General features: G+C 69.5%; 24 protein-coding genes. 18 read left to right on the top strand and 6 right to left on the bottom strand.

Going from position 1 to position 22711, the window contains the following annotated elements:
• The first annotated feature begins 1 nt into the window (after position 1).
• From BM199_RS20545 to BM199_RS20515, 7 genes are all read left to right on the top strand, one after another.
• A complete protein-coding gene (locus BM199_RS20545) occupies positions 2-604 on the top strand; it encodes a DUF3558 family protein (RefSeq protein WP_091674936.1) in 603 nt (200 codons plus the stop codon).
• Positions 605-625: 21 nt separating this feature from the next.
• The gene (locus BM199_RS20540) at positions 626-1195 is read left to right on the top strand and encodes a PPE domain-containing protein (protein ID WP_091674881.1); all 570 of its coding nucleotides are present in this window, start codon (positions 626-628) and stop codon (positions 1193-1195) included.
• Positions 1192-1962, top strand: a complete 771-nt coding sequence (locus BM199_RS20535; RefSeq protein ID WP_091674880.1) for an ESX secretion-associated protein EspG — start codon at positions 1192-1194, stop codon at positions 1960-1962. The genes BM199_RS20540 and BM199_RS20535 overlap by 4 nt, the downstream gene beginning before the upstream one ends.
• A 361-nt stretch (positions 1963-2323) precedes the next feature.
• On the top strand, positions 2324-2755 hold the full coding sequence (gene mraZ / locus BM199_RS20530; protein WP_091674879.1) for a division/cell wall cluster transcriptional repressor MraZ: 432 nt from the start codon (positions 2324-2326) through the stop codon (positions 2753-2755).
• A gap of 228 nt (positions 2756-2983) precedes the next feature.
• A complete protein-coding gene (gene rsmH, locus BM199_RS20525; RefSeq protein ID WP_091674878.1) occupies positions 2984-3940 on the top strand; it encodes a 16S rRNA (cytosine(1402)-N(4))-methyltransferase RsmH in 957 nt (318 codons plus the stop codon).
• 34 nt (positions 3941-3974) lie between these two features.
• The gene (gene ftsL / locus BM199_RS33930; RefSeq protein WP_177242705.1) at positions 3975-4673 is read left to right on the top strand and encodes a cell division protein FtsL; all 699 of its coding nucleotides are present in this window, start codon (positions 3975-3977) and stop codon (positions 4671-4673) included.
• Positions 4673-6586, top strand: coding sequence for a peptidoglycan D,D-transpeptidase FtsI family protein (locus tag BM199_RS20515; protein WP_091674877.1), 1914 nt, complete (start codon positions 4673-4675; stop codon positions 6584-6586). Before ftsL ends, BM199_RS20515 begins: the two co-directional genes overlap by 1 nt.
• Positions 6587-6634: 48 nt before the next feature.
• On the opposite strand, the gene BM199_RS20510 is transcribed toward BM199_RS20515, so the two are convergent.
• Entirely contained in the window at positions 6635-8431 is a 1797-nt protein-coding gene (locus tag BM199_RS20510; protein WP_091674876.1) for an AMP-dependent synthetase/ligase, read from the bottom strand.
• Positions 8432-8550: 119 nt separating this feature from the next.
• Here BM199_RS20510 and BM199_RS20505 point away from each other — a divergent pair, with 119 nt between their 5' ends.
• The 7 genes from BM199_RS20505 to BM199_RS20475 all read left to right on the top strand — a co-directional run bounded on the left by BM199_RS20505 (position 8551) and on the right by BM199_RS20475 (position 14004).
• On the top strand, positions 8551-8973 hold the full coding sequence (locus BM199_RS20505; protein ID WP_091674875.1) for a polyketide cyclase / dehydrase and lipid transport: 423 nt from the start codon (positions 8551-8553) through the stop codon (positions 8971-8973).
• Between the two features lie 69 nt (positions 8974-9042).
• On the top strand, positions 9043-9831 hold the full coding sequence (locus tag BM199_RS20500; protein WP_091674874.1) for a metallophosphoesterase family protein: 789 nt from the start codon (positions 9043-9045) through the stop codon (positions 9829-9831).
• A 26-nt stretch (positions 9832-9857) separates the two neighbouring features.
• Positions 9858-10292 (top strand): SRPBCC family protein, encoded by a 435-nt coding sequence (locus tag BM199_RS20495; protein ID WP_091674873.1) that lies wholly within the window; start codon positions 9858-9860, stop codon positions 10290-10292.
• A 7-nt stretch (positions 10293-10299) separates the two neighbouring features.
• Positions 10300-11463 (top strand): ArsA family ATPase, encoded by a 1164-nt coding sequence (locus BM199_RS20490; RefSeq protein WP_091674872.1) that lies wholly within the window; start codon positions 10300-10302, stop codon positions 11461-11463.
• Positions 11460-11942 (top strand): hypothetical protein, encoded by a 483-nt coding sequence (locus tag BM199_RS20485; RefSeq protein ID WP_091674871.1) that lies wholly within the window; start codon positions 11460-11462, stop codon positions 11940-11942. Before BM199_RS20490 ends, BM199_RS20485 begins: the two co-directional genes overlap by 4 nt.
• Positions 11942-12901, top strand: a complete 960-nt coding sequence (locus BM199_RS20480) for an ROK family glucokinase (RefSeq protein WP_091674870.1) — start codon at positions 11942-11944, stop codon at positions 12899-12901. Before BM199_RS20485 ends, BM199_RS20480 begins: the two co-directional genes overlap by 1 nt.
• Before the next feature lie 221 nt (positions 12902-13122).
• Positions 13123-14004, top strand: coding sequence for an NUDIX domain-containing protein (locus tag BM199_RS20475; RefSeq protein ID WP_091674869.1), 882 nt, complete (start codon positions 13123-13125; stop codon positions 14002-14004).
• 20 nt (positions 14005-14024) lie between these two features.
• Here BM199_RS20475 and BM199_RS20470 read toward each other — a convergent pair whose 3' ends face one another.
• The 3 genes from BM199_RS20470 to BM199_RS20460 all read right to left on the bottom strand — a co-directional run bounded on the left by BM199_RS20470 (position 14025) and on the right by BM199_RS20460 (position 16580).
• Entirely contained in the window at positions 14025-15158 is a 1134-nt protein-coding gene (locus BM199_RS20470) for a glutamate--cysteine ligase (RefSeq protein WP_091674868.1), read from the bottom strand.
• A gap of 148 nt (positions 15159-15306) precedes the next feature.
• Positions 15307-15822, bottom strand: a complete 516-nt coding sequence (locus tag BM199_RS20465) for a hypothetical protein (protein ID WP_091674867.1) — start codon at positions 15820-15822, stop codon at positions 15307-15309.
• Positions 15819-16580 (bottom strand): alpha/beta hydrolase, encoded by a 762-nt coding sequence (locus BM199_RS20460; protein WP_091674866.1) that lies wholly within the window; start codon positions 16578-16580, stop codon positions 15819-15821. The genes BM199_RS20465 and BM199_RS20460 overlap by 4 nt, the downstream gene beginning before the upstream one ends.
• Before the next feature lie 261 nt (positions 16581-16841).
• Between BM199_RS20460 and BM199_RS20455 the strand changes: the two genes are divergently transcribed.
• On the top strand, positions 16842-17603 hold the full coding sequence (locus BM199_RS20455; RefSeq protein WP_091674865.1) for a lysophospholipid acyltransferase family protein: 762 nt from the start codon (positions 16842-16844) through the stop codon (positions 17601-17603).
• Positions 17604-17637: 34 nt separating this feature from the next.
• Positions 17638-18138: a polyadenylate-specific 3'-exoribonuclease AS gene (locus BM199_RS20450; RefSeq protein ID WP_091674864.1), complete on the top strand. Its 501-nt coding sequence runs from the start codon at positions 17638-17640 to the stop codon at positions 18136-18138.
• A 15-nt stretch (positions 18139-18153) separates the two neighbouring features.
• Here BM199_RS20450 and BM199_RS20445 read toward each other — a convergent pair whose 3' ends face one another.
• Together BM199_RS20445 and BM199_RS20440 are read right to left on the bottom strand one after the other, a co-directional pair.
• The gene (locus BM199_RS20445) at positions 18154-19302 is read right to left on the bottom strand and encodes a 3-deoxy-7-phosphoheptulonate synthase (protein ID WP_091674863.1); all 1149 of its coding nucleotides are present in this window, start codon (positions 19300-19302) and stop codon (positions 18154-18156) included.
• 202 nt (positions 19303-19504) lie between these two features.
• Positions 19505-19846, bottom strand: coding sequence for a VOC family protein (locus tag BM199_RS20440; RefSeq protein WP_091674935.1), 342 nt, complete (start codon positions 19844-19846; stop codon positions 19505-19507).
• A 133-nt stretch (positions 19847-19979) separates the two neighbouring features.
• On the opposite strand from BM199_RS20440, the gene BM199_RS20435 reads away from it, so the two are divergent.
• Entirely contained in the window at positions 19980-21005 is a 1026-nt protein-coding gene (locus BM199_RS20435) for a 6-phosphofructokinase (protein ID WP_091674862.1), read from the top strand.
• A gap of 105 nt (positions 21006-21110) precedes the next feature.
• Positions 21111-22622: an SLC13 family permease gene (locus tag BM199_RS20430; RefSeq protein ID WP_091674861.1), complete on the top strand. Its 1512-nt coding sequence runs from the start codon at positions 21111-21113 to the stop codon at positions 22620-22622.
• Positions 22623-22711: the final 89 nt, after the last annotated feature.

The following is a 22711-nucleotide window of genomic DNA, read 5'->3' as shown; positions in this document are numbered from 1 at the left end:
GATGACCGGTGTTCGGCGGGGTGCGGTCCTGTGCGCGCTTGCGGTGCTGACCGTGCTGACAGTGCTGACCGCGGCGTGCTCGCCCGAAAGCGAGGTGGGCGTGGCGGGCGTCGCGCCGAGTTCCGCTCCCGTGTCGAGTGCGGCCTCCCCGTCCACCGCCGACGAGGTCGTTCCTTCTTCGGTCCGGGACGACGCGCCGACCTCCGACCTCGCCGCGCTCAAGCCGTGTGAGCTGCTCTCGCCCACCGATCGTTCCACCGTCGGCCTGACCGTCCTCGGCAGGGAGAAGTCCGTCGGGTCCGCGCCGGCGTGCGACTGGACCGAGCCGGGGGTGTTCGGTCTGACGATCACCGTCGACGAGAAGTCCTCGTTGTCGGAGATCGAGGTCGAGCCGGGAACGGCGGAACCCGCGGAGATCGAGGGGCGCGAGGCACTGCGGGTCGCGGACGAACCCGCCGACGACGGCACCTGTGCCGTGCTGCTCGCCGCCGGGGAGTCGGCAACGGTGCATGTCGACGTGAGCAACACCAGCTTCTCCGACACGGAGCGGGCCTGCGACCGCGCGGACACGGTGGCCGGGCTGATCGCACCGAAGCTGCCCTGAGAGCGAGAACGGGAGTGCGCGATGAGCGAGCGACAGGTGCCGAGCGCCGAGCGGCGCTACGAGTCCTACAGCCACGCTGCGATGCGGGCCGAGGTGGAGGCGGGCAACGATCCCGCGGCAGCGGGGGAGATCGGCGCGGAGTGGGCCGATCTCGCCGCCCGGATGCATGATTCCGCCGAGTGGTTGCGCAGGCTCTCGGACAGCAGCACGGAGTTGTGGCAGGGCTCGGCAGGGGAGGCGCTGCGCTCGGTGCTCGGGCGCGCGGTCACCTGGTCGGACGAGGCCGCAGGAGTCTCGTCCACGCTTGGTGAGTCGGTGAGCCAGCAGGCGGCGATCTCGGCCAAGGCGAAGGCGGAGATGCCCGAGCCGGTCGAGTACGACCCCGGCGCGGTGATCAGGGAGACGGCGCTCAGCGGTGACATCGCCGGACTGATCGGGCTGTCCGATCGGCTCACCGCCCTGCGTGCGCAGTCGGAGAGCGCCCGGCAGAAGGCCATCGACGTGATGAACAGCCGGGACGCGGGCCTGCGGGCGGCGGTACCCGCGGCCGGCTTCGGTGCACCGCCCGCGCTGACCTCGGACGCCCCGTGATCCGGGTTTCGGCCTCGGCGTTCGACATCCTCTGGTCCGACCTGGGACACCGGGAGCCTCCGGGACCACTGCTGGTGCACAGTGTGGGCCGCACCCATGGGGAGCGAGCCGAGATCCGGCGGGACGTGTACGCCAACCTGACCGAGCGTGGCCTGTTCGCCGACGGCGAGCTGGACCCCGACCTGCGTAACCGGCTCGAGGTGCTCGCCTCGGCCGATCTGGTCGTCGAGTGCGAGGCGCTCGTCGACATGGCGGAAGCCGAGCCGCTGCGGGCGATCGCCGCCGCAGCGGGCAGCCAGGCCGTTCTCGCGGCACAACCCCGGCGCACGATCGGTCTCTCCGAGATCCGCGACACCGAACTGGTGCCCGCGGCGGTCGGTGTGCTGCCGGAGCTGGAGCCCGGTCCCGGATACGGCGTCAGCCTGCCCGCGTCCGCGCTGGGATCCACCGTGCGGGATCCGGTGTTCGACGACGGCGGGGCCGGCGGTTCCGCTGATCCGGGGTCGGCCGCGCATGAGCAGCAGATCCGCGAGGTCCTCGCGATCCAGGCCCGCCCGGTGCTCGGCGCAGGCCAGTTCTCCGTGCGGGTGCGGGAGAACGGACGGCTGTGCCGGGTCGGCGGCATGAGCTGGTTCGTCACCGACGTCGGCGCCTACCTGGGCGCCGTCGCTCCTGGTCGCGGCGGCGAGGACTGGTTGAGCATCGCCCCCGTCGACAGTGCCCGCCTCGCCGCCCGCCTGATCGACATCATCGACGAAGCCGTCTGAGCACGGCCGCTTCGAGCGTCCCCACGTCGCCCCCCACCGTTCCCCACCGGGAGGTGGATCCGGTGGGCGGCGCTGCTCCGTTGGGGTTGTCCGCAGCCGGATTTCGGCTTCTCGGCTCGCTGGAGAGAGCGAGTTCTCACCCGTGGCGGCGATGTTCCCCCACCAGCCCCCACTCTGACCCCACCGCTGTGACCTGCGGGAACGCAAAAATCCGTCCCCCGATTCAGCGCTTTCCTCGTTGACTGTGGTGGAAAGTGGGGTACGGTGGTGCCCAGTGGGGCAGAAGGGAGCCCCGTGGCCGGGTTTCGGTGGATTTCTTACCTCGTGAAGTTCTCCGGGCCCGGTAGGGAGGTGGCGGCCGATGTTCCTCGGCACCCACAACCCGAAGCTGGACGACAAAGGGCGGCTGACGTTGCCCGCGAAGTTCCGCGACGCGCTGGCAGGTGGGCTGATGATCACCAAGGGACAGGATCACTGCCTGTACGTCTTCCCGCGCGACGAGTTCGAGCAGATGGCACGCAAGGTGGCAGAGGCGCCGTTCACCAATGAGGCGGTCCGTGCCTACCAGCGTTATCTGTTCGCCGGAACGGACGAACAACGGCCGGACGGGCAGGGGCGCATCCCGATCGCGTCCGAGTTGCGGCGATATGCCGGGCTCAACAAGGAGTGTGTGGTGATCGGTGCGATCACCAGATTGGAAATCTGGGACGCCCAGGCGTGGCAGGGCTACCTGGAGGATCACGAGGACAGCTACGCGAAGGCTCGAGAAGAGGTCCTGCCGGGCGTCTTCTGAGTCGAGAAAACGCGTTCGGTCGGCCGGCTGTCGCCGAAGCCGAAACGGGTCGAAGTGGATGTCGTGAGGCCTCTGTCCGCTCACCGGCCCTGGTGCACCTTCCCCGGCACCAGGTTCGTAGCGGGCGGGCGGAGACCTGACGACATCGACGGTCTCGGGCGGGCCCCGGGAACTCGACCGACTCGACTGCCTCGTCGGGCGGGCGGCATCGGGGAAAGGGGGTTGGCCATGACGGAGAGCGCTGAGCACGTTCCGGTTCTGCTGGACCGGATCCTCGAGTTGTTCGCCCCCGCGCTGGCCGCTCCCGACACGGTTCTCGTCGATGCCACGGTCGGTCTCGGCGGTCACTCCGATGCGTTGCTCGCCGCGCACCCGCAGCTACGGCTCATCGCGCTGGATCGCGATCCCGCCGCGCTCGAGCGCTCCGCGGAGCGGCTCGCCCGCCACGGGGACCGGGTGCGGTTCGTCCACGCCGTGTACGACGAGTTGCCGGACGTGCTCGCCGAACTCGGACTGTCCACAGTGGATGGTCTGCTCTTCGACCTCGGCGTGTCCTCGATGCAGCTCGACCGCACCGAGCGAGGCTTCTCCTACTCCAGGGACGCTCCCCTCGACATGCGAATGGACCCTACGACCGGCCGCACCGCCGCCGACGTGCTCAACACCTACCCGGCCGCCGAACTGGCCCGGATCCTGCGGGAGTACGGCGAGGAGCGCTTCGCGGGCAGGATCGCGAAGACGATCGTCGCCGAGCGGGAGCGCGAGCCTTTCGACCGCAGTGAACGTCTGGTCAAGTTGCTCTACGACACCGTGCCCGCCCCGAGCAGGCGCACCGGCGGTCACCCGGCCAAGCGCACGTTCCAGGCGTTGCGGATCGAGGTCAACGGTGAGCTGGAGACGTTGCGAGCCGCCATGCCGGCCGCCCTGTCGGTACTGGCACCCGGCGGCCGAATCGTCGTGGAGTCCTACCAGTCGCTCGAGGACAGGATGGTGAAGCGGGCCTTCGTCGAGCTGGCGAAGTCGCGCACGCCGGAGGACCTGCCCGTCGAGCTTCCCGGGCACGGGCCCGAGATCAGGTTGCTGACCCGCGGCGCCGAGAAGGCGAGTGAGTCGGAGATCGAGCAGAACCCCCGAGCAGCCTCGGTGCGGCTGCGAGCGGCCGAGCGGATCAGGGAGACGACATGACCGCCGAGGTTCTTTTCGCCACGGAGGTAGTGCGATGACAGCGCCAACACGATCCAGGGCCAGGTCCACGACCGCTCGCGCCGCCCGGCAGCGGGCCCGCTCGGCGACCACGACCACCGAGACGCCCCGGCCTTCCCGCGCTCGCCAGCAGCCCGCGCAGCGGACGTCCGCGGCCGAACGGGCCTACGCCCGCCGGGCGCAGCGTGCCGAGCTTTCCCAGGGCGCCCGGCGGGGCGGCGAACTCGCGCGCAGGCGGAAGTGGCTGCCGCGCCTGCGGGGTCCGCAGTCGCGCGCGTCGTTCGTCGTGGTGATGATGGGCCTGCTCGCCGCGGGTGTGGCCGCCACCCTGTGGCTGTCGACCCAGGCGATCGCCGACACGTATCGGCTGGACGAGCTGAACGAGACCAACGCCCGGCTGCTCGAGCGCAAGGAGCAGTTGCAGCAGCAGGTCACCAGGCAGGAGTCGCCGTCCGCGCTCGCCGAGCGGGCCAAGGCGCTCGGCATGGTTCCCGCCACGGACCCCGCGCACATCGTCGTCGAGCCGGACGGCAGCATCCGAGTTGTCGGTGAGCCGAAGAAGGCGGAGGGCACCGCACCTCCGGCCCAGCCCGATCCGGCCGCCGACGAGTCGCCCGCCGCCACCGACCCGGAGGGTGGCGCGGGTGATTCCGACGCCGACCGGGTCGCGGGAGCGGCCGGACCGCAGGGCGAGTCCGGCGACGGTGCTCCCTGATGGCGGGCCAGTCCCGTGGTGGTCGCTCCGGCGCGGGCTCCCGGCGGACCTACTCCGCGGGTGCCCGCCGCGGCGGCGACACCCAGGTACTCGGTGGCAATCGCAACCGGTTCACCGCGGTCCGGATCATTCTCGTCGTGGTGCTCGCCGTCGCGGGGCTGAAACTCGTGCAGGTGCAGGCGATCGAGGCACAGGCGCTGTCGGAGAAGGCGGAACGCCAGCGGACCGAGGCGATCGACATTCCGGCCCAACGTGGGTCCATTGTGGACCGAAACGGGGTGAAGCTCGCCTTCACCGTGGAGACCCGCACGCTCACTGTGAGTCTGCGGGCCATGCGCAAGACCTGGGACACGTACGCGAAGGACCATCCGGAGGAGGGCAAGAACTTCCGGACGCGGGCCGCCGAGGCGGCGGAGTACATCGCGCGGAAGGCCCCGGACAAGACCACCGAGGCGGACCTGCTGAAGCGGTTCCACAAGGACGGGCCGTTCACGTTCCTCGTCGATGAGCTGGAGCCCTCGGTCGCCGAGGACATCACCGACAAGTTCCCCGAGATCGGGATGGAGAAGCGGGCCAAACGGGAGTACCCGGGGGAGAAGGTGGCGGCCAACATCGTCGGGGTCGCCAACTGGCAGATGCAGGATCCCGACGTGTCCAAGCACAATCTGCAGGGCCTCGCCGGTCTGGAGAGCATGCTGGACGACACGCTCGCCGGAACTCCGGGGCAGCGTCTCGTGGACACGGCTCAAGGGACCAACGTGGTCATCCCAGGTACCGAGCGTGATCTGCAGGCCGCGACGCCCGGCTCCAACGTGGAACTCACCATCGACTCCGACCTGCAGTACGTGGTGCAGGACAAGCTGGCGGCCTACGTGCAGAAGTCCCGCGCCAAGGGCGGCAGCGCGGTGATCCTGGACTCGAAGACCGGCGAGGTCTACGCACTGGCCAACGACAAGACGTTCAATCCGAACGACAATTTGACCGACATCAAGCCCGAACTGCTGAACAACAAGGCGGTGTCCATACCGTTCGAGCCCGGTTCGGTGAACAAGATCGTCACGGCTGCGGCGGCCATCGAATACGGTCTGGCGACCCCCGAGTCGAGTCTCATGGTGCCGGACTCGAAGAAGGTCGCGGACCACGTCGTGCACGACGCCTGGGAGCACCCGACGCAGAAGTTCACCACCACCGGCATCTTCGCCAAGTCATCCAACGTCGGCACCCTGATGCTGGCGGAGAAGGTCGGTGAGGAACGTTTCGCCGACATGCTGAAGCGGTTCGGGCTGGGCAAGCGCACCGGCGTCGGACTGCCGGGGGAGAGCCCCGGGAGTGTTCCGGCGCGGGAGAACTGGTACGCGACCACCTTCGGCAACCTGCCGATCGGGCAGGGCCTCTCGATGACCGTCCTGCAGATGGCCGGGATGTACCAGGCGATCGCCAACGACGGCCTGCGCGTCGAGCCGAGGATCATCTCCTCGAAGACCGGCCCGGACGGCAAGCGGGAGCCGGCGCCCGCGCCCGGTACGCAGCAGGTGGTGAGCCCGAACACCGCGAACACGGTCAAGGACATGATGCGTGCCGTGACGCAGAACGAGGGCGGCAACGACAACGGCACGGCGCCCGCCGCCGCGGTGGAGGGATACCAGATCTCCGGCAAGACCGGCACGGGGCAGCAGGTGGATCCGGCCACCAAGGCCTACAGCGACCACCTGTACAACATCACGTTCGCCGGGATCCTGCCCGCGGACAACCCTCGGTTCGTCGTCGGCATCTGGCTCGACGCGCCGGACACCACGCTGCCGGAAGGACACTCGGCGGCCCCGCTGTTCCACGACATCGCCTCGTACCTGACCCAGCGCTACCAGTTGCCGCTGTCGGACAAGCCGACTCCTGTGGTCCCGCTGGTTCTCTGACGACAGCCTTGCTGCCCCCGCCCCGGTGCCGGAGCGGGGGCGCGAGCCTCACTTGCCGTACAGGGCCTCGATATCGGTGGCGTAGTTCTTGTTCACCACGTTGCGCTTGAGCTTGAGGCTCGGGGTGATCTCCCCGCCCGCCTCGGTGAAGTCCTGGGGCAGGATCGTGAACTTCTTGATGGACTCGGCCTGGGAGACCTGCTTGTTCGCGGCGTCGACCGCCTCCTGCACCGCGGCCTGCAGGTCCGCGTCGTCGGCCAGGTCGGCCACGTTGGCGTCGGCGGGCTTGCCGTGCTGGGACTTCCAGGTCGGGAAGAACTCCTCGTCGATCGTCACCAGCACGCCGATGAACGGGCGCTGGTCACCGACCACCATCGCCTGGCTGATCAGCGGGTTGGACTTCAGCGTGTCCTCGAGGCCGGATGGGGCGACGTTCTTGCCGCCCGCGGTCACGATGATCTCCTTCTTCCGTCCGGTGATCTTGAGGAAGCCCTCATCGTCCAGCTCACCGAGGTCGCCGGTCGAGAACCAGCCGTCCTGCAGCGACTCGGAGGTGGCCTTCTCGTTGTTCCAGTAGCCGTTGAAGACCACGTCGCCCTTGAGCTGGATCTCGCCGTCCTCGGCGATCCGGACCGAGGTCCCGGCCACCGGCTTGCCGACGGTGCCCACCTTGAAGTCGTTCTCGGTGTTCACGCAGGCCGCGGCCGAGGTCTCGGTCAGCCCGTAACCTTCGTACACGGGCACGCCGATGCCCCGGAAGAAGTGGGCGAGACGGGCGCCGAGCGGGGCACCGCCGGACACGGCGGCGATGCAGCGGCCGCCGAGCGCGGCCCGCAGCTTGGAGTAGACCAGCTTGTCGAAGACCGTGTGCTTGACTCGCAGACCGAGGCCGGCGCCGCCGCCGTCCAGCGCCTGGCTGTACGCGACGGCGGTGGCCTCGGCCGCGTCGAAGATCTTGCCCTTGCCGTCGGAGTGCGCCTTGAGTTTCGCTCCGTTGTAAACCTTCTCGAACACGCGGGGAACGGCGACGACGGAGGTCGGGCGGAAGGTGCCGAGGTCGGCCACCAGGTTCGTGATGTCCGCGGTGTGGCCGAGGGTGACTCGCGCGGTGAACGCGGTCATCACGATGGCCCTGGCCAGAATGTGGGCCAGCGGCAGGAACGCGAGCAGCGAGTTGCCCTGCGACATGAACTGGGGGAAAGCAGCGATGTCCGCGCGGATCTCACTGAGCAGGTTGTGGTGGGTCAGCTGTACGCCCTTGGGGCGACCTGTGGTGCCCGAGGTGTAGACGATCGTGGCGAGGGCGTCGGACGGCACCGAGCGGCGGCGGGTGTGCACGTCGTCATCGGCCCCCTCGGCCCCGAGCGTGCTCAGCTGCTCGAGTGCCCCTGGCGCGCCGTCGATCTGCCAGGAGTGGGCCAGTTCGGGCAGCCTGCCGCGCACCTCGTCCAGGCTCGCGTTGTGCTCGGCGGTCTCCACGATGACCGCCTTGGCCGCGGAGTCGGACAGGATCCAGTGCACCTGTTCGGGAGAGGAGGTCTCGTAGATCGGCACCGTGACACCGCCCGCCGCCCAGATGGCGAAGTCGAGCAGTGTCCACTCGTACCGGGTCTTGGACATCAGCCCGACCCGGTCGCCCTTCTCGATGCCAGCGGCCAGCAGGCCCTTCGCCGCGTCGAGCACCTGAGCCGCGAACTCGCGGGCGGTGACGTCGATCCAGGACCCGTCGATGTGCCGGCGGAAACTCACCACATCACCGAAGCGTTCGGCATTGGCCCACACGACGTCGGCGAGATTCTCGTCGGCAGCGACCGTCCGACTTGCAGGAGCGCTGTATTCGCGCACGTGGACCTCCGAAATAGACACCGGGAGCGGATGTTACTCGCCGGTCAACTTAACCTGTCCCATACCTGATTGACCATGGTGGTCGCAGAGGTTCCTCATTGGCATGACATTCTGCACGCGTGTCCGATTCCGACAACTCCGTCCCCGCGTTGGACATCGTCGACGAGACCTTCCTCGCCGTCCCTCCGGGTACCGTCGCCGCCGCGTTCGCGGACTCGCGATCCTGGACACGGTACTGGCCGGACCTCGTGCTCGAGGTCTATACCGACCGTGGCGACAAGGGTCTGCGCTGGACGGTACGTGGCGCGCTCGTCGGCACCATGGAGGTCTGGCTCGAGCCCGTCCTCGACGGCACCCTGCTGCATTACTTCCTCAGGGCGACCCCGGCGGCCGAGGACGGCACGCCGCTGGCGCTGCGTCCCGCCGGACTGCGCCGGGAGTTCGACCGGAGGGCGCGGGCGGCCAAGGGAATCGCGCTCGGCCTGAAGGAGATCCTGGAGGACGGGCGGGAACCCGGGATACCGCCGAGGAACAATCGATAACACCGGGCCCGCCGTTGGTGACTCCGGGGCGATTCGGCGAGCGCTGATCGGGTGCGGGAGACTGGTGCTGTGAGGGTTCATGTCGTCTCCGACGTGCACGGGAACGCCGAGGCACTGGCCAGGGCGGGCGAGGGAGCCGACGCACTGGTGGTGCTCGGCGACCTGATCGACTTCGTGGATTACCAGAATCACGGCAACGGCATCCTCGGGGCCCTGTTCGGGGCGGAGAAGGTCGCGACGTTCGCCCGCCTGCGCCGGGAGGGGACCAGGGACGAGACCGTTGCCTACTCCCGGTCGCTCTGGTCGAGCCTGGACGATCCCGCCGCGGCGGTGGACGAGGCGATCAGGGAGCAGTACGCCACGCTCTTCGGCGCGCTGAGCGCACCCACCTACGCCACACCGGGCAACGTCGACACCCCCTCGATCTGGCCGGAGTACGCCGGTGCGGACGTGCGGGTGCTCGACGGCGAGGTGGCCGAGATCGGCGGGCTGCGGTTCGGGTTCGTCGGGGGAGCGCTGCTGCCCGAGGGCGTCGTCCCCCGCAAGGCCGCGGTGTGGCGGCCGTACCTGCGCAGTCCCGAGGACTTCGACGCCGCCGTCGCGGGCCTGTCCGGGATCGACGTGCTGTGCACGCACATCCCGCCCGCCATAGCCGACCTGACCTACGACGTCGTGGCCCGGCGTGCGGAGATCGGCTCGTCCGCGCTGCTCGAGATGATCGAGAAGGAGCAGCCCCGCTGCTCGCTGTTCGGGCACGTTCACCAGCCGTTGTCGGCGCACCGGCGGTGGGGCAGGACGGAGTGCCGTAACGTCGGCCACTTCAAGGAGACCGAGCGTTCCTACGTGCTGCGCTGGTGACGACGACGAAACGGTAAGTTGTGCCCATGGCCGAGCAGTCCACGCAGTCGATCGAGGTCGACGCGGCGCCCGAGCGAATCATGGCGGTGATCGCCGACCTGCCCGCGTACCCGGAATGGGCGCAGGCGGTCCGCGAGACGGAAGTGCTGGCGGAGGATGATGCCGGCCGGGCAAAGCAGGTCCGGTTCACCCTCGACGCCGGACCCGTCAAGGACGTCTACACCCTCGAGTACGACTGGGCGGCGGACGGCCTCTCGGTGAGCTGGCACCTGGTCAAGGGACAGATGCAGAAGTCCCAGAACGGCCGCTACGTGCTGGAGCGCAAGGGTGAGCGCACGTTGGTGACCTACACGTTGTCCGTCGAGCTGGCACTGCCGATGATCGGGCTGCTGCGCCGCAAGGCCGAGAAGATGATCATGGACACCGCCCTGAAGGAGCTCAAGCGCCGAGCGGAGGGGTAGAACCAGGGTGCGAATCCTGCTGTTCACCGGCAAGGGGGGTGTCGGCAAGACGACCCTGGCCGCGGCCACCGCGGCCGGACTGGCCCGGCAGGGCCGGAAGACCCTGGTCGTCTCGACGGATCCGGCGCATTCACTCGGTGACGCCGTCGACCGCCCGCTGACCGGCGAACCCGCCGAGGTGGCGGACGGGCTGTACGCCGTGCAGATCGACGCACGCGGCCTGCTCGACGAGTCCTGGGCTGACCTGCGCGAGCAGGTGCGCCACGCGCTCGCCGGTGTCGGGGTCGACTCGCTCGACGCGGCCGAACTCACGGTGCTGCCCGGAGTGGACGAGGTGCTCGCCCTCGGCGAGGTGCGCAGGCTCGCCGCGAACGGCCCGTGGGACACGGTCGTCGTCGACTGCGGACCCACGGCGGAAACGCTGCGGCTGCTGGCGCTGCCGGAGGCCATCGCCGGATACCTGCGCAAGCTCGTCGTCCGCCAGTCGAGATTCGCGGGCAGGGGGCGTGGTGCGACAGCCGACGCCGTCCGGCGGCTGGGTGCGCACCTGGAGTCGCTGCGCGAGCTGCTGACCGACCCGGCGACCACCACCGTCCGCCTTGTCCTGACGCCCGAGCGGGTGGTCGCCGCCGAGACCGGGCGCACGCTCACCTCGCTCGCGCTGCGAGGGATCAGGGTGGACGGCTTGGTCGTAAATCGCCTGGTGCCCGCCCCGGGCCTGTGGCGTGGCTCGGCGGCGTCCTGGTTGCGGACCCGGCGCAGGCAGCAGAACCAGGTGCTCGCCGACCTCGTCGCCTCCGGGCTCGAGCAGCGGCTGATCCGGCCCGTGGAGCACCGGGCGGAGGAGCCGGTCGGCCTGACCGCGCTGCTGGAGATCGCGGGTGAACTCTACGGCGACGACGACCCGCTCGACGGAGGCGACACCGGCGTGACCCCGCTGCTGCAGGTGTCCGAAGTAGACGACGGTTACGAACTCCGAGTGGCCCTACCGCTCGACAGTCAGTCCGCCGTGGACCTGGCGCGGGTCGACGACGACCTCGCGATCACAGTGGACGGATTCCGCAGGCTGATCGCGTTGCCGGAGCTGTTGCGACCGTGCCAGATCACCGGTGCGGAATCCGACGCGCGCGGCCTGCTGGTCTCGCTCCGGCGCCAGGAGGACGAGCGATGACGGAGCACGGTGCGGCGGGACACTGGGACGAACAGGACGTGACCAGCCTCGCCGAGGAGATCCGGCTGCTGGTCGAGCTGGTGGTCGACCGGGCCGCCCCCTGGCTGGACGGGGTGATCGCGGCCGGACACGGCACGGCCGGCGCCGAGCGACCGGACGACACCGGTCCCGGATGCGACTGGTGTCCACTGTGTGCGATCGTTGCGGTGGTCCGCGGCGAGCGACCCGAATTCGCCGCCCGGTTGCTGGAGCAGGCGGCGGCATTGGTCGCGTTGCTGCGCGCCGTCCTCGCGGATCGCTGGCAGCCGCAGGAGGGTGTGCACATGCCGGGCTACCGTCCCGCGCCACGACCGGAGGATGTCCGCGCCGAGGATCCCGTGCGCGCCGATGCCAGCTCGGCGACGGCTCCGCGCGTGCAGCGGATCGAGGTTCGGCGACGGGCGCAGTGGCAGCCCGGCCAGGGAAACGGGCAACGGTAGTGCTCGCGATCGGCGTCGACGTCGGAGGCACCAGCGTGCGGGCCGGCGTCGTGGACGAGCAGGGTGCGCTGCTGGACACCGCACGGGTGGGGACGCCCACCGGCGAGGCGGCGCTGGAGGACGCGATCGCCGGAGTGGTCGAGCAGCTGCGGCACCGGCACGAGGTCGCGGCGGTGGGCCTCGCGGTCGCCGGGTTCGTCGGAACGGACCGGCGCACGGTGATGTTCGCGCCGCACCTGGCGTGGCGGGCGGTTCCGGTGGCCGACCGAATCGAGAAACGGGTCGGCCTGCCGGTCACGTTGGAGCACGACGCGAACGCCGCCACCGTCGGCGAGCACCGATTCGGTGCGGCACGGGGAGCACGCGTGGCAACCCTGATCGCGCTGGGGACCGGAATCGGCGCGGGTCTGATGCTCGACGGCACGATTTTCCGTGGCGCGCACGGCGTCGCGCCCGAACTCGGCCACCTGTGCATGGTCCCGCACGGCCGTCCGTGCCCGTGCGGCAAGGACGGGTGCTGGGAGCGCTACTGCAGCGGAACGGCGCTGGCGACCACCGCCATCGAACTACTGGCACAGCATCCCGGCCGTTCCACGGTGCTGGCGCGTGAGGTGGCGGGTGACCCGGGGTCGGTGACCGGTCGGAGGGTGGCCGCCGCGGCCAGGGACGGTGACCCGATCGCCCAGCGGGCGATGGCCGAACTGGCCCGCTGGCTCGGCGAGGGCCTGGCGATGGTGGCCGATATCTACGACCCGGAGGTCGTGGTGATCGCGGGCGGGGTGTCGGAATCGGCGCCGTTGTTCCTGGACGAGGCGCGGGAACACTACGCGGCCGCCGTCACCGGATCGCGGCACCGCCCGCTCGCCCGGATCCGCCGGGCGCAGCTCGGGGACGAGACGACCATCGTCGGCGCGGCCTCACTGGCCCGCGACCGCGACGTGCTGGCGCGGCGCGGCTGACCGAGCAGCTGCGAACTGTGGTTTGCGGGGTCGAGGTGATTTGTGGAACTCGGCCGACATAGTCCCGCTATCGAGGCGGCAGGGCGTCAACCAGAGGAACCGGATCGTGCCGGGGAGTCAGGGCCCTGGCGATTCGATCGCGGACCCGAGTTCTCGGACAAGCGCTGACCGAGCAGCTGCGGCCGGAAGGGCGGGGGCCCGGCGTGTGACAAGCTGGATTCATGTTGCTCGGCGACGGCGATGGATTCGTTCGGTGCGCGTGCGGTCACCGGCACTGGGGCCTGTACGGGGCGGCCGGTCTCCTGCTGTCCGACCCCGACCGCGGTGTGCTTTTGCAGCGGCGCGCCTGGTGGACCCACCACGGCGGCACTTGGGCCCTGCCAGGCGGGGCGATCCGCTCGGGGGAGAGTCCGGCGCAGGCGGCCACCAGGGAGGCCGAGGAGGAGGCCGCGATCGACCCCGCTGCCGTCCGGGTCACGGCGACGTCCACCGAGGAGCACGTCACGTGGCGCTACACGACGGTGCTGGCCACGGTGGGCGCGCAGGTACGGCCGAAGGAGGTCAGCAGGGAGACGGCGGAACTGCGCTGGGTCGCGCCGGACGACGTTCCCGCGCTGCGCCTGCACCGCGACTTCGCCGCGGCATGGCCCAGGTTGCGCGCGCAGCTCGAACGCAGGCTGGTGCTGGTTGTGGATGCCGCGAACGTGGTCGGCTCGCGGCCGGACGGCTGGTGGCGGGACAGGGCGGCCGCGGCCGTCCGGCTCCGGGACCGGCTGGGTGCGCTGGTGCACATCGATGTCCCCGGCAGCCACATTCCGGTACCTGATGCCGATGACTGGTGCTGGCGGCCCCGGGTGCTGCTGGTGGTCGAGGGCCGTGCCGCCGGGATCGAGCCGCACGAGGACGTGGAGGTGGTGGCCGCGCGAACAGACGGCGATACGGCCATCGTCGACGAAACACGCAGGGTCCGGACGCAACGGCCGCGGGATCACGTTGTCGTGGTGACCGCCGACCGCGAACTACGCGAGCGGGTGCGCGGCGAGGGCGCCGACGTGCTCGGCCCCTCGACGCTGCTGCACCTGCTGGACTCCCAGGTTCGCTGACCGGGACGGGCCGCGGACGCTCAGCCCAGCCCGTCGCGCATCTCGGTGATCAGCGAGGCCACCACGGCCTTGAGACTGCCGTGGCACTGCCTGGCCGCCGCCCGTTGTCGCTGGTAGCTCGCGCCGTGCTGCAGGATCGTCTCGATCCCGCGCAGCTCGGCAACGCACTCGAGGTGCTTGGCCACCGGTTCCAACCGCTCCAGCACGTCCGCGAGATCCTCGGTGACCAGGCGTTCGTTGCCGGCGGCGTCCAGGATGATGATCGCTTCCATCCCATAGCGCGCGGCCCGCCACTTGTTCTCCTGCACGTGCCACGGCGGCAGCGAAGGCAGCGTCTCACCCGCGTCGAGCCTGGCGCTGAAGTCGTCCACGAGGCACTGGGTCAGCGCGGCGATCGAGGAGACCTCCTGAAGGGTGGGAACGCCGTCGCAGACCCGCATCTCGACGGTGCCGAAATGTGGTGCGGGCCGGATGTCCCAGCGGATCTCCGAGAAGTGGTCGATGACGCCGGTGACGAACATGTCGTCGACATATCGTTCGAGCTCCGACCAGTGCCGGAACTGGAAGGGCAGTCCGGCGGTGGGCAGCTGCTGGAACATCAGCGCGCGGTTCGAGGCGTACCCGGTGTCCTCGCCGCCCCAGTACGGCGACGACGCCGACAGCGCCTGCAGATGCGGGGCGTAGATCAACAGCGTGTCCAGGATCGGCAGCACCTTGTCCCGGTGGTCCACCCCGACGTGAACGTGCACGCCGTAGATCAGCATCTGCCTGCCCCACCACTGGGTGCGCTCGATCAGCTTGGCGTACCGCTCCTTGTCGGTGACCTTCTGCTGATACCAGGTGGAGAACGGATGTGTACCAGCGGAGAACAGTTCGACGCCGAGCGGGTCGGTCACCGAGCGCACCAGCTGTACGGATTCGGCCAGGTCCGCGCTCAGCTCGGGAACGGTCGAGCAGACCCCGGAGATCACCTCGATGGTGTTGAGCAGCAACTCCTGCTTGATCTTGGGGTGGCTGTCGGCGTCAGCGGGCCGCAGCTCGTCGAGAATGCGCTCGGCCACCGAAGCCAGCTCCCCGGTGCGCCGGTCGACGAGGGCGATCTCCCACTCGGCGCCGACCGTGGAACGGCGAGACGGATGAAAGTCGATCCGCATGGCGCCACCCCCTCCCGCCCCTGGCGTGTCGAAGCCTGTTGGCGAACCGGAGCTTCAGGGCAATTCTGCCTCAGAAGAACGCGCGCGGCGAAGCCCACGAGCGGGAGGCGGGGCGCAGGACTCGTGGTGACGCGCGTTTTGGCAACACTCAGACCTGGGCGCCGGTGGTCGGGTCCGCGCCGTCCGGCGGGCCCTGCTTGACGCGCAGGAGCAGCAGCGCGATCGCCGCGGTGAGACCGAGGATGCCCAGCGGCAGACCGACCCTGCTGGACAGGCCGAGTATCCCCGGTGCGATCAGCAGAAGCAGGGACAGCACGAAGAACAGCAGAATCACCACAGCGCCGCGGCGGGGACGTGGCAACGGCGGTGGCTCGGGAGGGACGAAGTGCTCGTCGTCGTCCTCCGGGTTGGTTGCCGAGGGATCACGGCCGAAGAGGGTCTCGTCCCACTCGCTGCCGCTGTCCCGCCAGCCGCTGGTGGAGGTCTGTTCCGCGGGCCGCGTCTGCTCCTGGGGCCGCTCCTCCTGGGTGGGTGCGTCAGGTTCTCCCTGGTCCCGTTCCCTGGCCTCCTGCGTGCCGATGCCCTCGGCACGCAGGTCCGCGGCGATCCTGGCGAAGGCCGCGTCCACGTCCTCCGGGCCCTCGTGTCCGTCGATTCTGCTCATGTCGTTTGCACCTGCTGGACGGAGTGGATGAACTCGACGCTGCGCTCGAAGACCAGCGGAGCGTCGTTGTCGAGCGTGGCGACATGGAAGCTGTGCTCCAGGGGTACGTCGACGAGCTGATTGCTGCGTACCCCCTCGGCGATCACCCGGGAGTTGACCGGTTCCACGACGTGGTCGACGACCGAGTGCATGAGCAGCAGCGGCTGGGTCACCTTGTGCAGGTCCGCCCTGGTCAGCCGCCACAGCTGGCTCAGACTCGCGGCCGCCCGCACCGGCACCCTGGTGTAGGCGAGCTCGGTGACCCCCGGCTTGGCGATGTCACCTGCCACACCCGGCACCGAGGCCAGCACCCCGGACAGCAGCGGCAGCAGCTTGGCATCGCGGCGCAGGGTCAGCACCGAAGGATTGACCAGCGCCAGGCCGGCGATGTCCGGCCCGAACTCCTGCGCGAGCCGCAGTGCCAGCGTGCCGCCCATCGACATCCCGAAGACGAACACGGTGTCGCAGCTGGTGCGGAGATCGAGCAGTTCGCTCCGTACGGTGTCGTACCAGTCGGTCCAGCGCGTCCGGTTCATCTCCTGCCAGGTCGTCCCGTGCCCGGGCAGCCGTGGCCCGCGCACGCTGAAGCCGGCTTCGGCGAGGTGTTCGCCCCAGGGCCGCATGCTGGCCGGGGTGCCGGTGAATCCATGGCAGAGCAGAATTCCCGTGCCGGACGTGCCGGTGTGGGAGAACGGTTCCGCGCCAGCGAGCAGTGCCATGCCCGATTGCCTTCCCTAGTACGTGTCAACACCCATGGTGACATGGTCGGGTGGGTGGTGGTCGTCTGTTACGCACCCCGCGTACCGTCGGCGTGCGGAAGCCGTCCGTCCTGTGAGATGGGTCGCTGCGAGCGCGCAACCGGGGGTCAGCCGTTGTGCGGTTGCGGTCCCGGTTCCTAGGGTGAACGTTCGGGGTGGGTCGTTGCTGATCGCGCAGGGTACGGCCGGTCGGAGTGCCGGTGTCAAGGAGGGCATGTCGCAGTGCTGTATCGGCTGATGAAGTACGTGTTCCTCGGGCCGCTGTTACGGCTGTTCTGGCCGACCAAGGTCGTCGGCGCGGAGAACATCCCGGACAGCGGCGGCGCCATCCTGGCGAGCAACCACCTGGCCGTCGCCGACTCGTTCTTCATGCCCGCGTACGTGAAGCGGAAGGTGACATTTCCCGCCAAGCAGGAGTACTTCACCGAGAAAGGTGTCAAGGGCACGCTGAAGAAGTGGTTCTTCACCGGCGTGGGCCAGTTCCCGATCGACCGGTCGAGTGGTTCGGCGGCCCAGGCCGCACTCGACACCGCGACCCGGCTGGTCCGGGAGGGGCACCTGCTCGGCATCTATCCCGAGGGCACCCGCTCGCCGGACGGGCGCCTGTACAAGGGCAAGACGGGGGTGGCCCGGATCGCACTCGAGTCCGGTGGCGTTGTCGTGCCGGTCGCGATGATCGGCACCGACAAGGTCAACCCGATCGGCTCGAAGATGTGGTGGCCGCGCAGGCTGGAGATCCGGTTCGGCAAACCGCTGGACTTCTCCCGCTACGAAGGTCTCGCCGGTGACCGGTTCGTGGAGCGGTCGATCACCGACGAGATCATGTACGCCCTGATGGAGCTCTCCGGCCAGGAGTACGTCGACATCTACGCCGCGCGGGCCAAGGAGCTCGCGGTGGCCGATGCCGCCGGTGTCAGCGCGGCCGTGCCCGCGCAGGCCTCGGCCCATGAGGCCGCCCGGCTGCCGCAGTCGAAGGCGGGCTGATCCACACCCAAACGGCACCCTCTAAGGTGCACCGGTGCGATTCTTCTACGACACCGAATTCATCGAGGACGGCGTGACGATCGATCTGGTGTCGATCGGTGTCGTGGACACGGACGGCCGCGAGTTCTACGCCGTCTCCACCGAGTTCGATCCGGGACGGGCCGGCCCGTGGGTCCGCGACAACGTGCTGCCGAAGCTGCCCTCGCCGGCCAACCGCGCCTGGCGCAGCCGGGAGCAGATCAGGGCGGACCTGCTCGAGTTCTTCGGCAAGCCACAGGGCGGCATCGAGCTGTGGGCCTGGTTCGCCGCCTACGACCACGTCGCGCTGGCCCAGCTGTGGGGCCCGATGCCCGCGCTGCCGCGACAGTTGCCGCGGTTCACCCGCGATCTGCGGCAACGCTGGGAGGACGTCGGCAAGCCCAAGCTGCCCGCCGCCCCGGAGGACGCCCACGACTCACTGGCCGACGCCCGGCACAACCTGGAGCGCTGGCGAGTGATCGAGGACGTCCGCCGCAGCCGCGGCTTCGCAAGCTAGGTACGTCTGCAAGTACTACCGAGCAAGATCATCACCTGCGTCAACCGCCACCAAGCGGCGCCGGGTCACGGCGTCGGCGAGGCGGTCGAGCAGTTCCGCGGTGGTCGCCCAGTCCATGCAGGCGTCGGTGATGCTCTGTCCGTACCGCAGCTCGTCCGCCTTGCCGAGGGTCAACTCCTGGCGTCCCTGGGCGAGGAAGCTCTCCAACATCAGTCCGGTGACGCCGCGCTCGCCCGCGCCGATGCGCTCGGCGAGCTCACCGACGACCGCGGCCTGCCGGACGTGGTCCTTGCCGCTGTTGCCGTGGCTGGCGTCGATGATGACCCGCTCGGGCAGCCCGGCGGTCCGCAGCCTGCCCAGGGTGTCGGCGACGGCGCCGCTGTCGAAGTTCGGGCCGGCCGATCCGCCACGCAGGATCACGTGGCAGTCGGGGTTGCCCGAGGTGGTGAGCAGCGCGGCCAGCCCGTCGGCGTTGATCCCGGCGAACACGTGGCCGGATGCGGCGGCCTTCGTGGCGTCCACCGCGACGCCGACGTCGCCCTCGGTGGAGTTCTTGATCCCCACCGGCATGGACAGCGCGCTGCACAGTTGCCGGTGCACCTGACTTGCCGCGGTCCTGGCGCCGATGGACCCCCACGTCACGGTGTCGGCGATGAACTGCGGGGTGATTGGGTCGAGGAACTCGCAGCCCACAGGGAGCCCGAGCGCGGAGATGTCCAGCAGCAGCTGCCGCGCCAGCCGCAGCCCCTTGTTCACCGCGAAGCTGCCGTCCAGGTCCGGATCGTTGATCAGGCCCTTCCAGCCCAGCGTGGTCCTCGGCTTCTCGAAGTACACGCGCATCACGATGTGCAGCCGATCGCGCAGCGGCTCGGTGTGCTCGGCGAGCCTGCGTGCGTAGTCCAGCGCGGCGGCCGGGTCATGCACCGAGCACGGTCCGACCACGACGAGCAGCCGGTCGTCGCGGCCTTCGAGGATGTCGACGGTCTCGGCGCGGCCCTGCGCGACGGTTTTAGCGACCGCCACGCTCATGGGATGTTCCTGGCGTAACAGGGCGGGGGAGAGCAGCGGGCTGATGCTCGTGGTTCGCCGGTTGTCGAGGTCAAACTGCGGATCGATACCGGCAACAGCCGATCGGTCGGTGTCCGACGAAGTGGGGGAGTGCATCGCGGGGGTCCTTTCCACAGACCGCCCCGTCGATGTCCCGTCGAGCCGGTCTGTCATCCGGCTCGAGGGGTGGGAAGTCAGCGCACGGTGTCGCCGGCTGGCCCACCCGGGGCCGGCCTGCTAAACCAGAAATAGCGCACGACTGCGTTCACGCGGCCAACGTAGCACAGCACGCAGGGGGCGCGGCCGCCCTCCGCCCCGCTCACTCCGGCCCGCCGCCGAAGCCGATCTCGTTGCCGTCCGGGTCGCGGAAGACGGCCTTGCGGACCCCGTTTTCGTAGGTCTCGCGTTCGGCAGGCTCCAGGCCCCGTGCCGCGATCTGGGCGATCCGGGCGTCGAAGTCGCTGACGAAGACGGTGTGCATGGCGTGCCCGGCATGCTCGGGCCGCACCTCGATGTACAAGTACCTGTGGTCGGCGAGCTCCCACACCGCCTCGACGTCGTTGGGCAGGAACGCCGGCGGGGTGCCGAAAAGCTGCTCGTACCAGGCTGTCGACGCCGCGTAGTCGCGGACGGGAATGCCCGCGAACAGGTCCGTCGTCATGGCCACATGCTAGAGGCCGCGCGTCTTTCGTCCGGTTCCTCGCGGATCTCCTGCAACGATCAAGTCGGTTCCCGCTAGGCTGGCGCCGACAGTGTGACGCAGGACAAATCAGCGCAAGCGGAGGTCTGATCTAATGCGAGTCGGTGTGCTGACCGGCGGTGGCGACTGCCCAGGACTGAACGCGGTGATCCGCGCGGTGGTCCGCAAGGGCATCGAGGTGAACAACTGGGAGGTCGTCGGCTTCCGCAGCGGGTGGAAGGGCCCGATGACTGGGGACAGCAGGCCGCTGGGGCTGGACGACGTCGAGGAGATCCTGACGCGTGGTGGCACCATCCTCGGCTCCTCGCGGACCAACCCCTACAAGGAGGACGGCGGTGTCGACCAGATCAGGGCGACGCTCGCCGAGCAGAAGATCGACGCGCTCATCGCGATCGGTGGCGAGGACACCCTCGGTGTGGCCAAGCGGCTGACCGACGACGGCATCGGCGTGGTCGGCGTGCCCAAGACGATCGACAACGACCTCGGCGCCACCGACTACACCTTCGGCTTCGACACGGCCGTGCACATCGCGACCGAGTCGATCGACCGGCTGCGCACCACGGCCGAATCGCACCACAGGGCGCTCGTCGTCGAGGTCATGGGCAGGCATGCTGGTTGGATCGCCCTGCATTCCGGTCTGGCCGGTGGCGCCAACGTCATCCTCGTGCCGGAGCGGCCGTTCTCCGTCGACCAGGTCGTCGAGTGGGTGGAGAGCCGGTTCGAGCGCATGTACGCGCCGATCATCGTCGTCGCCGAGGGCGCACTGCCCGAGGGTGGCGCGGAGTTGCTGCAGAGTGGCGAGAAGGATGCCTTCGGGCACGTGCGCCTCGGCGGGATCGGCACCTGGCTCGCCGACGAGATCGCCGCCCGCACCGGCAAGGAGTCGCGGGCCGTGGTGCTCGGGCACACCCAGCGCGGTGGCACCCCCACCGCCTACGACCGGGTGCTTGCCACCCGCTTCGGGCTCAACGCCGTCGACGCCGTGGCCGACGGCGACTTCGGCGTGATGGTGGCGCTGCGCGGCACCGACATCGTGCGGGTGAAGCTCGCCGAGGCGACCGCCGAACTGAAGACGGTCCCGCCGGAGCGCTACGCCGAGGCGCAGGTCTTCTTCGGCTAACACCTCCCGCAGACGTTCCAGGGCCACCCGAGTGCGCACTCGGGTGGCCCTGACTGTGTGGAGAAGTCACGGTAGATTGCCCGGACCGAGACGCGGAGGTGAGCGATGTCACAGCCGGAGGCGCAGACGGCAGCCGAACCCGGGGTGGGTCCGAAGACCGTTCGACGACAGTGGGCGGGGCTGGCGGCGGGCCCGGTGCTCGCACTGCTGACGTTCCTGCTCCTGCCCACGTCGCTGCAGGCCCCGGCACGGGCGACGGCGGCGGTGGCGGTCCTGATGGCCGTCTGGTGGATGACCGAGGCGTTGCCGCTGCCCGCCACCGCGCTACTGCCGATGGTGCTCTTTCCCGCACTCGGGGTGGCGGACATCGACGACGCCGCGAGCCCGTACGCCAACGACGTGATCTTCCTGTTCATGGGCGGGTTCATGCTCGCGCTGGCCATGCAGCGGTGGAATCTGCACAAGCGGATCGCGCTGCGGACCGTACTCGCGGTCGGCACGAAACCGGTCATGCTGATCGCCGGCTTCATGATCGCCACCGCTTTCATCAGTATGTGGGTGAGCAACACCGCGACCACGGTGATGATGATGCCGATCGGGCTTTCCGTGCTCGGCCTCACGCTGCAGCTCGGCAACGGCGAGCGGGACACCAACTTCGCCACCGCGCTGATGCTCGGCATCGCCTACGCCGCCTCGATCGGCTCGCTCGGCACGATCATCGGGACGCCGCCGAACACGCTGCTGGTCGGCTATCTCGATGACAACCACGACATCCAGATCGGGTTCGGCCAGTGGATGCTGTTCGGCGTGCCGATCGCGGTGCTGTTCCTCGCGGTGGCCTGGTTGGTGCTGACCAAGTTCGTGTTCCCGCCGAAGATGAAGACGCTGCCCGGCGGCCGCGAGATGATCCGCGAGCAGCTGAACGCGCTGGGACCGATGAGCCGCGGCGAGTGGAACGCGCTCGTGGTGTTCGTCCTCGCGGCACTGTCGTGGATCTTCATCCCCGTGCTTGCCGATACCGAGACGATCGGGGGTGCGCTGCCGTGGCTCTCGCGTATCTCCGACGCGGGAATCGCGATGACCGTGGCCGTCGTGCTGTTCCTGCTTCCTGTCGACGCGCGCGCCGGCGTGCGCACCCTCGACTGGGACACGGCCAAGACGTTGCCGTGGGGCGTGCTGCTGCTCTTCGGTGGCGGGCTGAGCCTGTCCAGCCAGTTCACCGCGACCGAGCTCAGCACGTGGATCGGTGACCAGGTCGGCGCCCTCGGTGGGTTGCCGACGATTCTGCTGGTGGCGGTGGCCGCCGGACTGGTGCTGATCCTGACCGAGTTGACCAGCAACACGGCCACCGCGGCCGCCTTCCTGCCGATTCTCGGTGGTGTCGCGGTGGGCCTCGGTACCGGTCCGATGCTGCTCGTCGTGCCCGCGGCGCTCGCGGCGACCTGCGCGTTCATGCTTCCCGTCGCGACCCCGCCGAACGCGATCGTCTTCGGCTCCGGGCACGTCACCATGGGGCAGATGATGCGGGGCGGTGTCTGGCTGAACGTCGTCGGCCTCGTGCTGATCACACTGGCCGCGTACACCCTCGGTGCGGCGGTGCTCGGCCTGCAGTTCTGACTCGCACTTTCCCGGGAAAGTGCCGCGACCAAACCCGCACTTTCCCGGGAAAGTGCGGTACGTGCACGCGCGCGGTATGTCACTTTCCC

Source organism: Amycolatopsis marina, assembly GCF_900111885.1.
Taxonomy (GTDB): Bacteria; Actinomycetota; Actinomycetes; order Mycobacteriales; family Pseudonocardiaceae; genus Amycolatopsis; species Amycolatopsis marina.
Note: the sequence above shows the minus strand (reverse complement) of the source record. Positions and strands in the feature narration are given on the sequence as shown.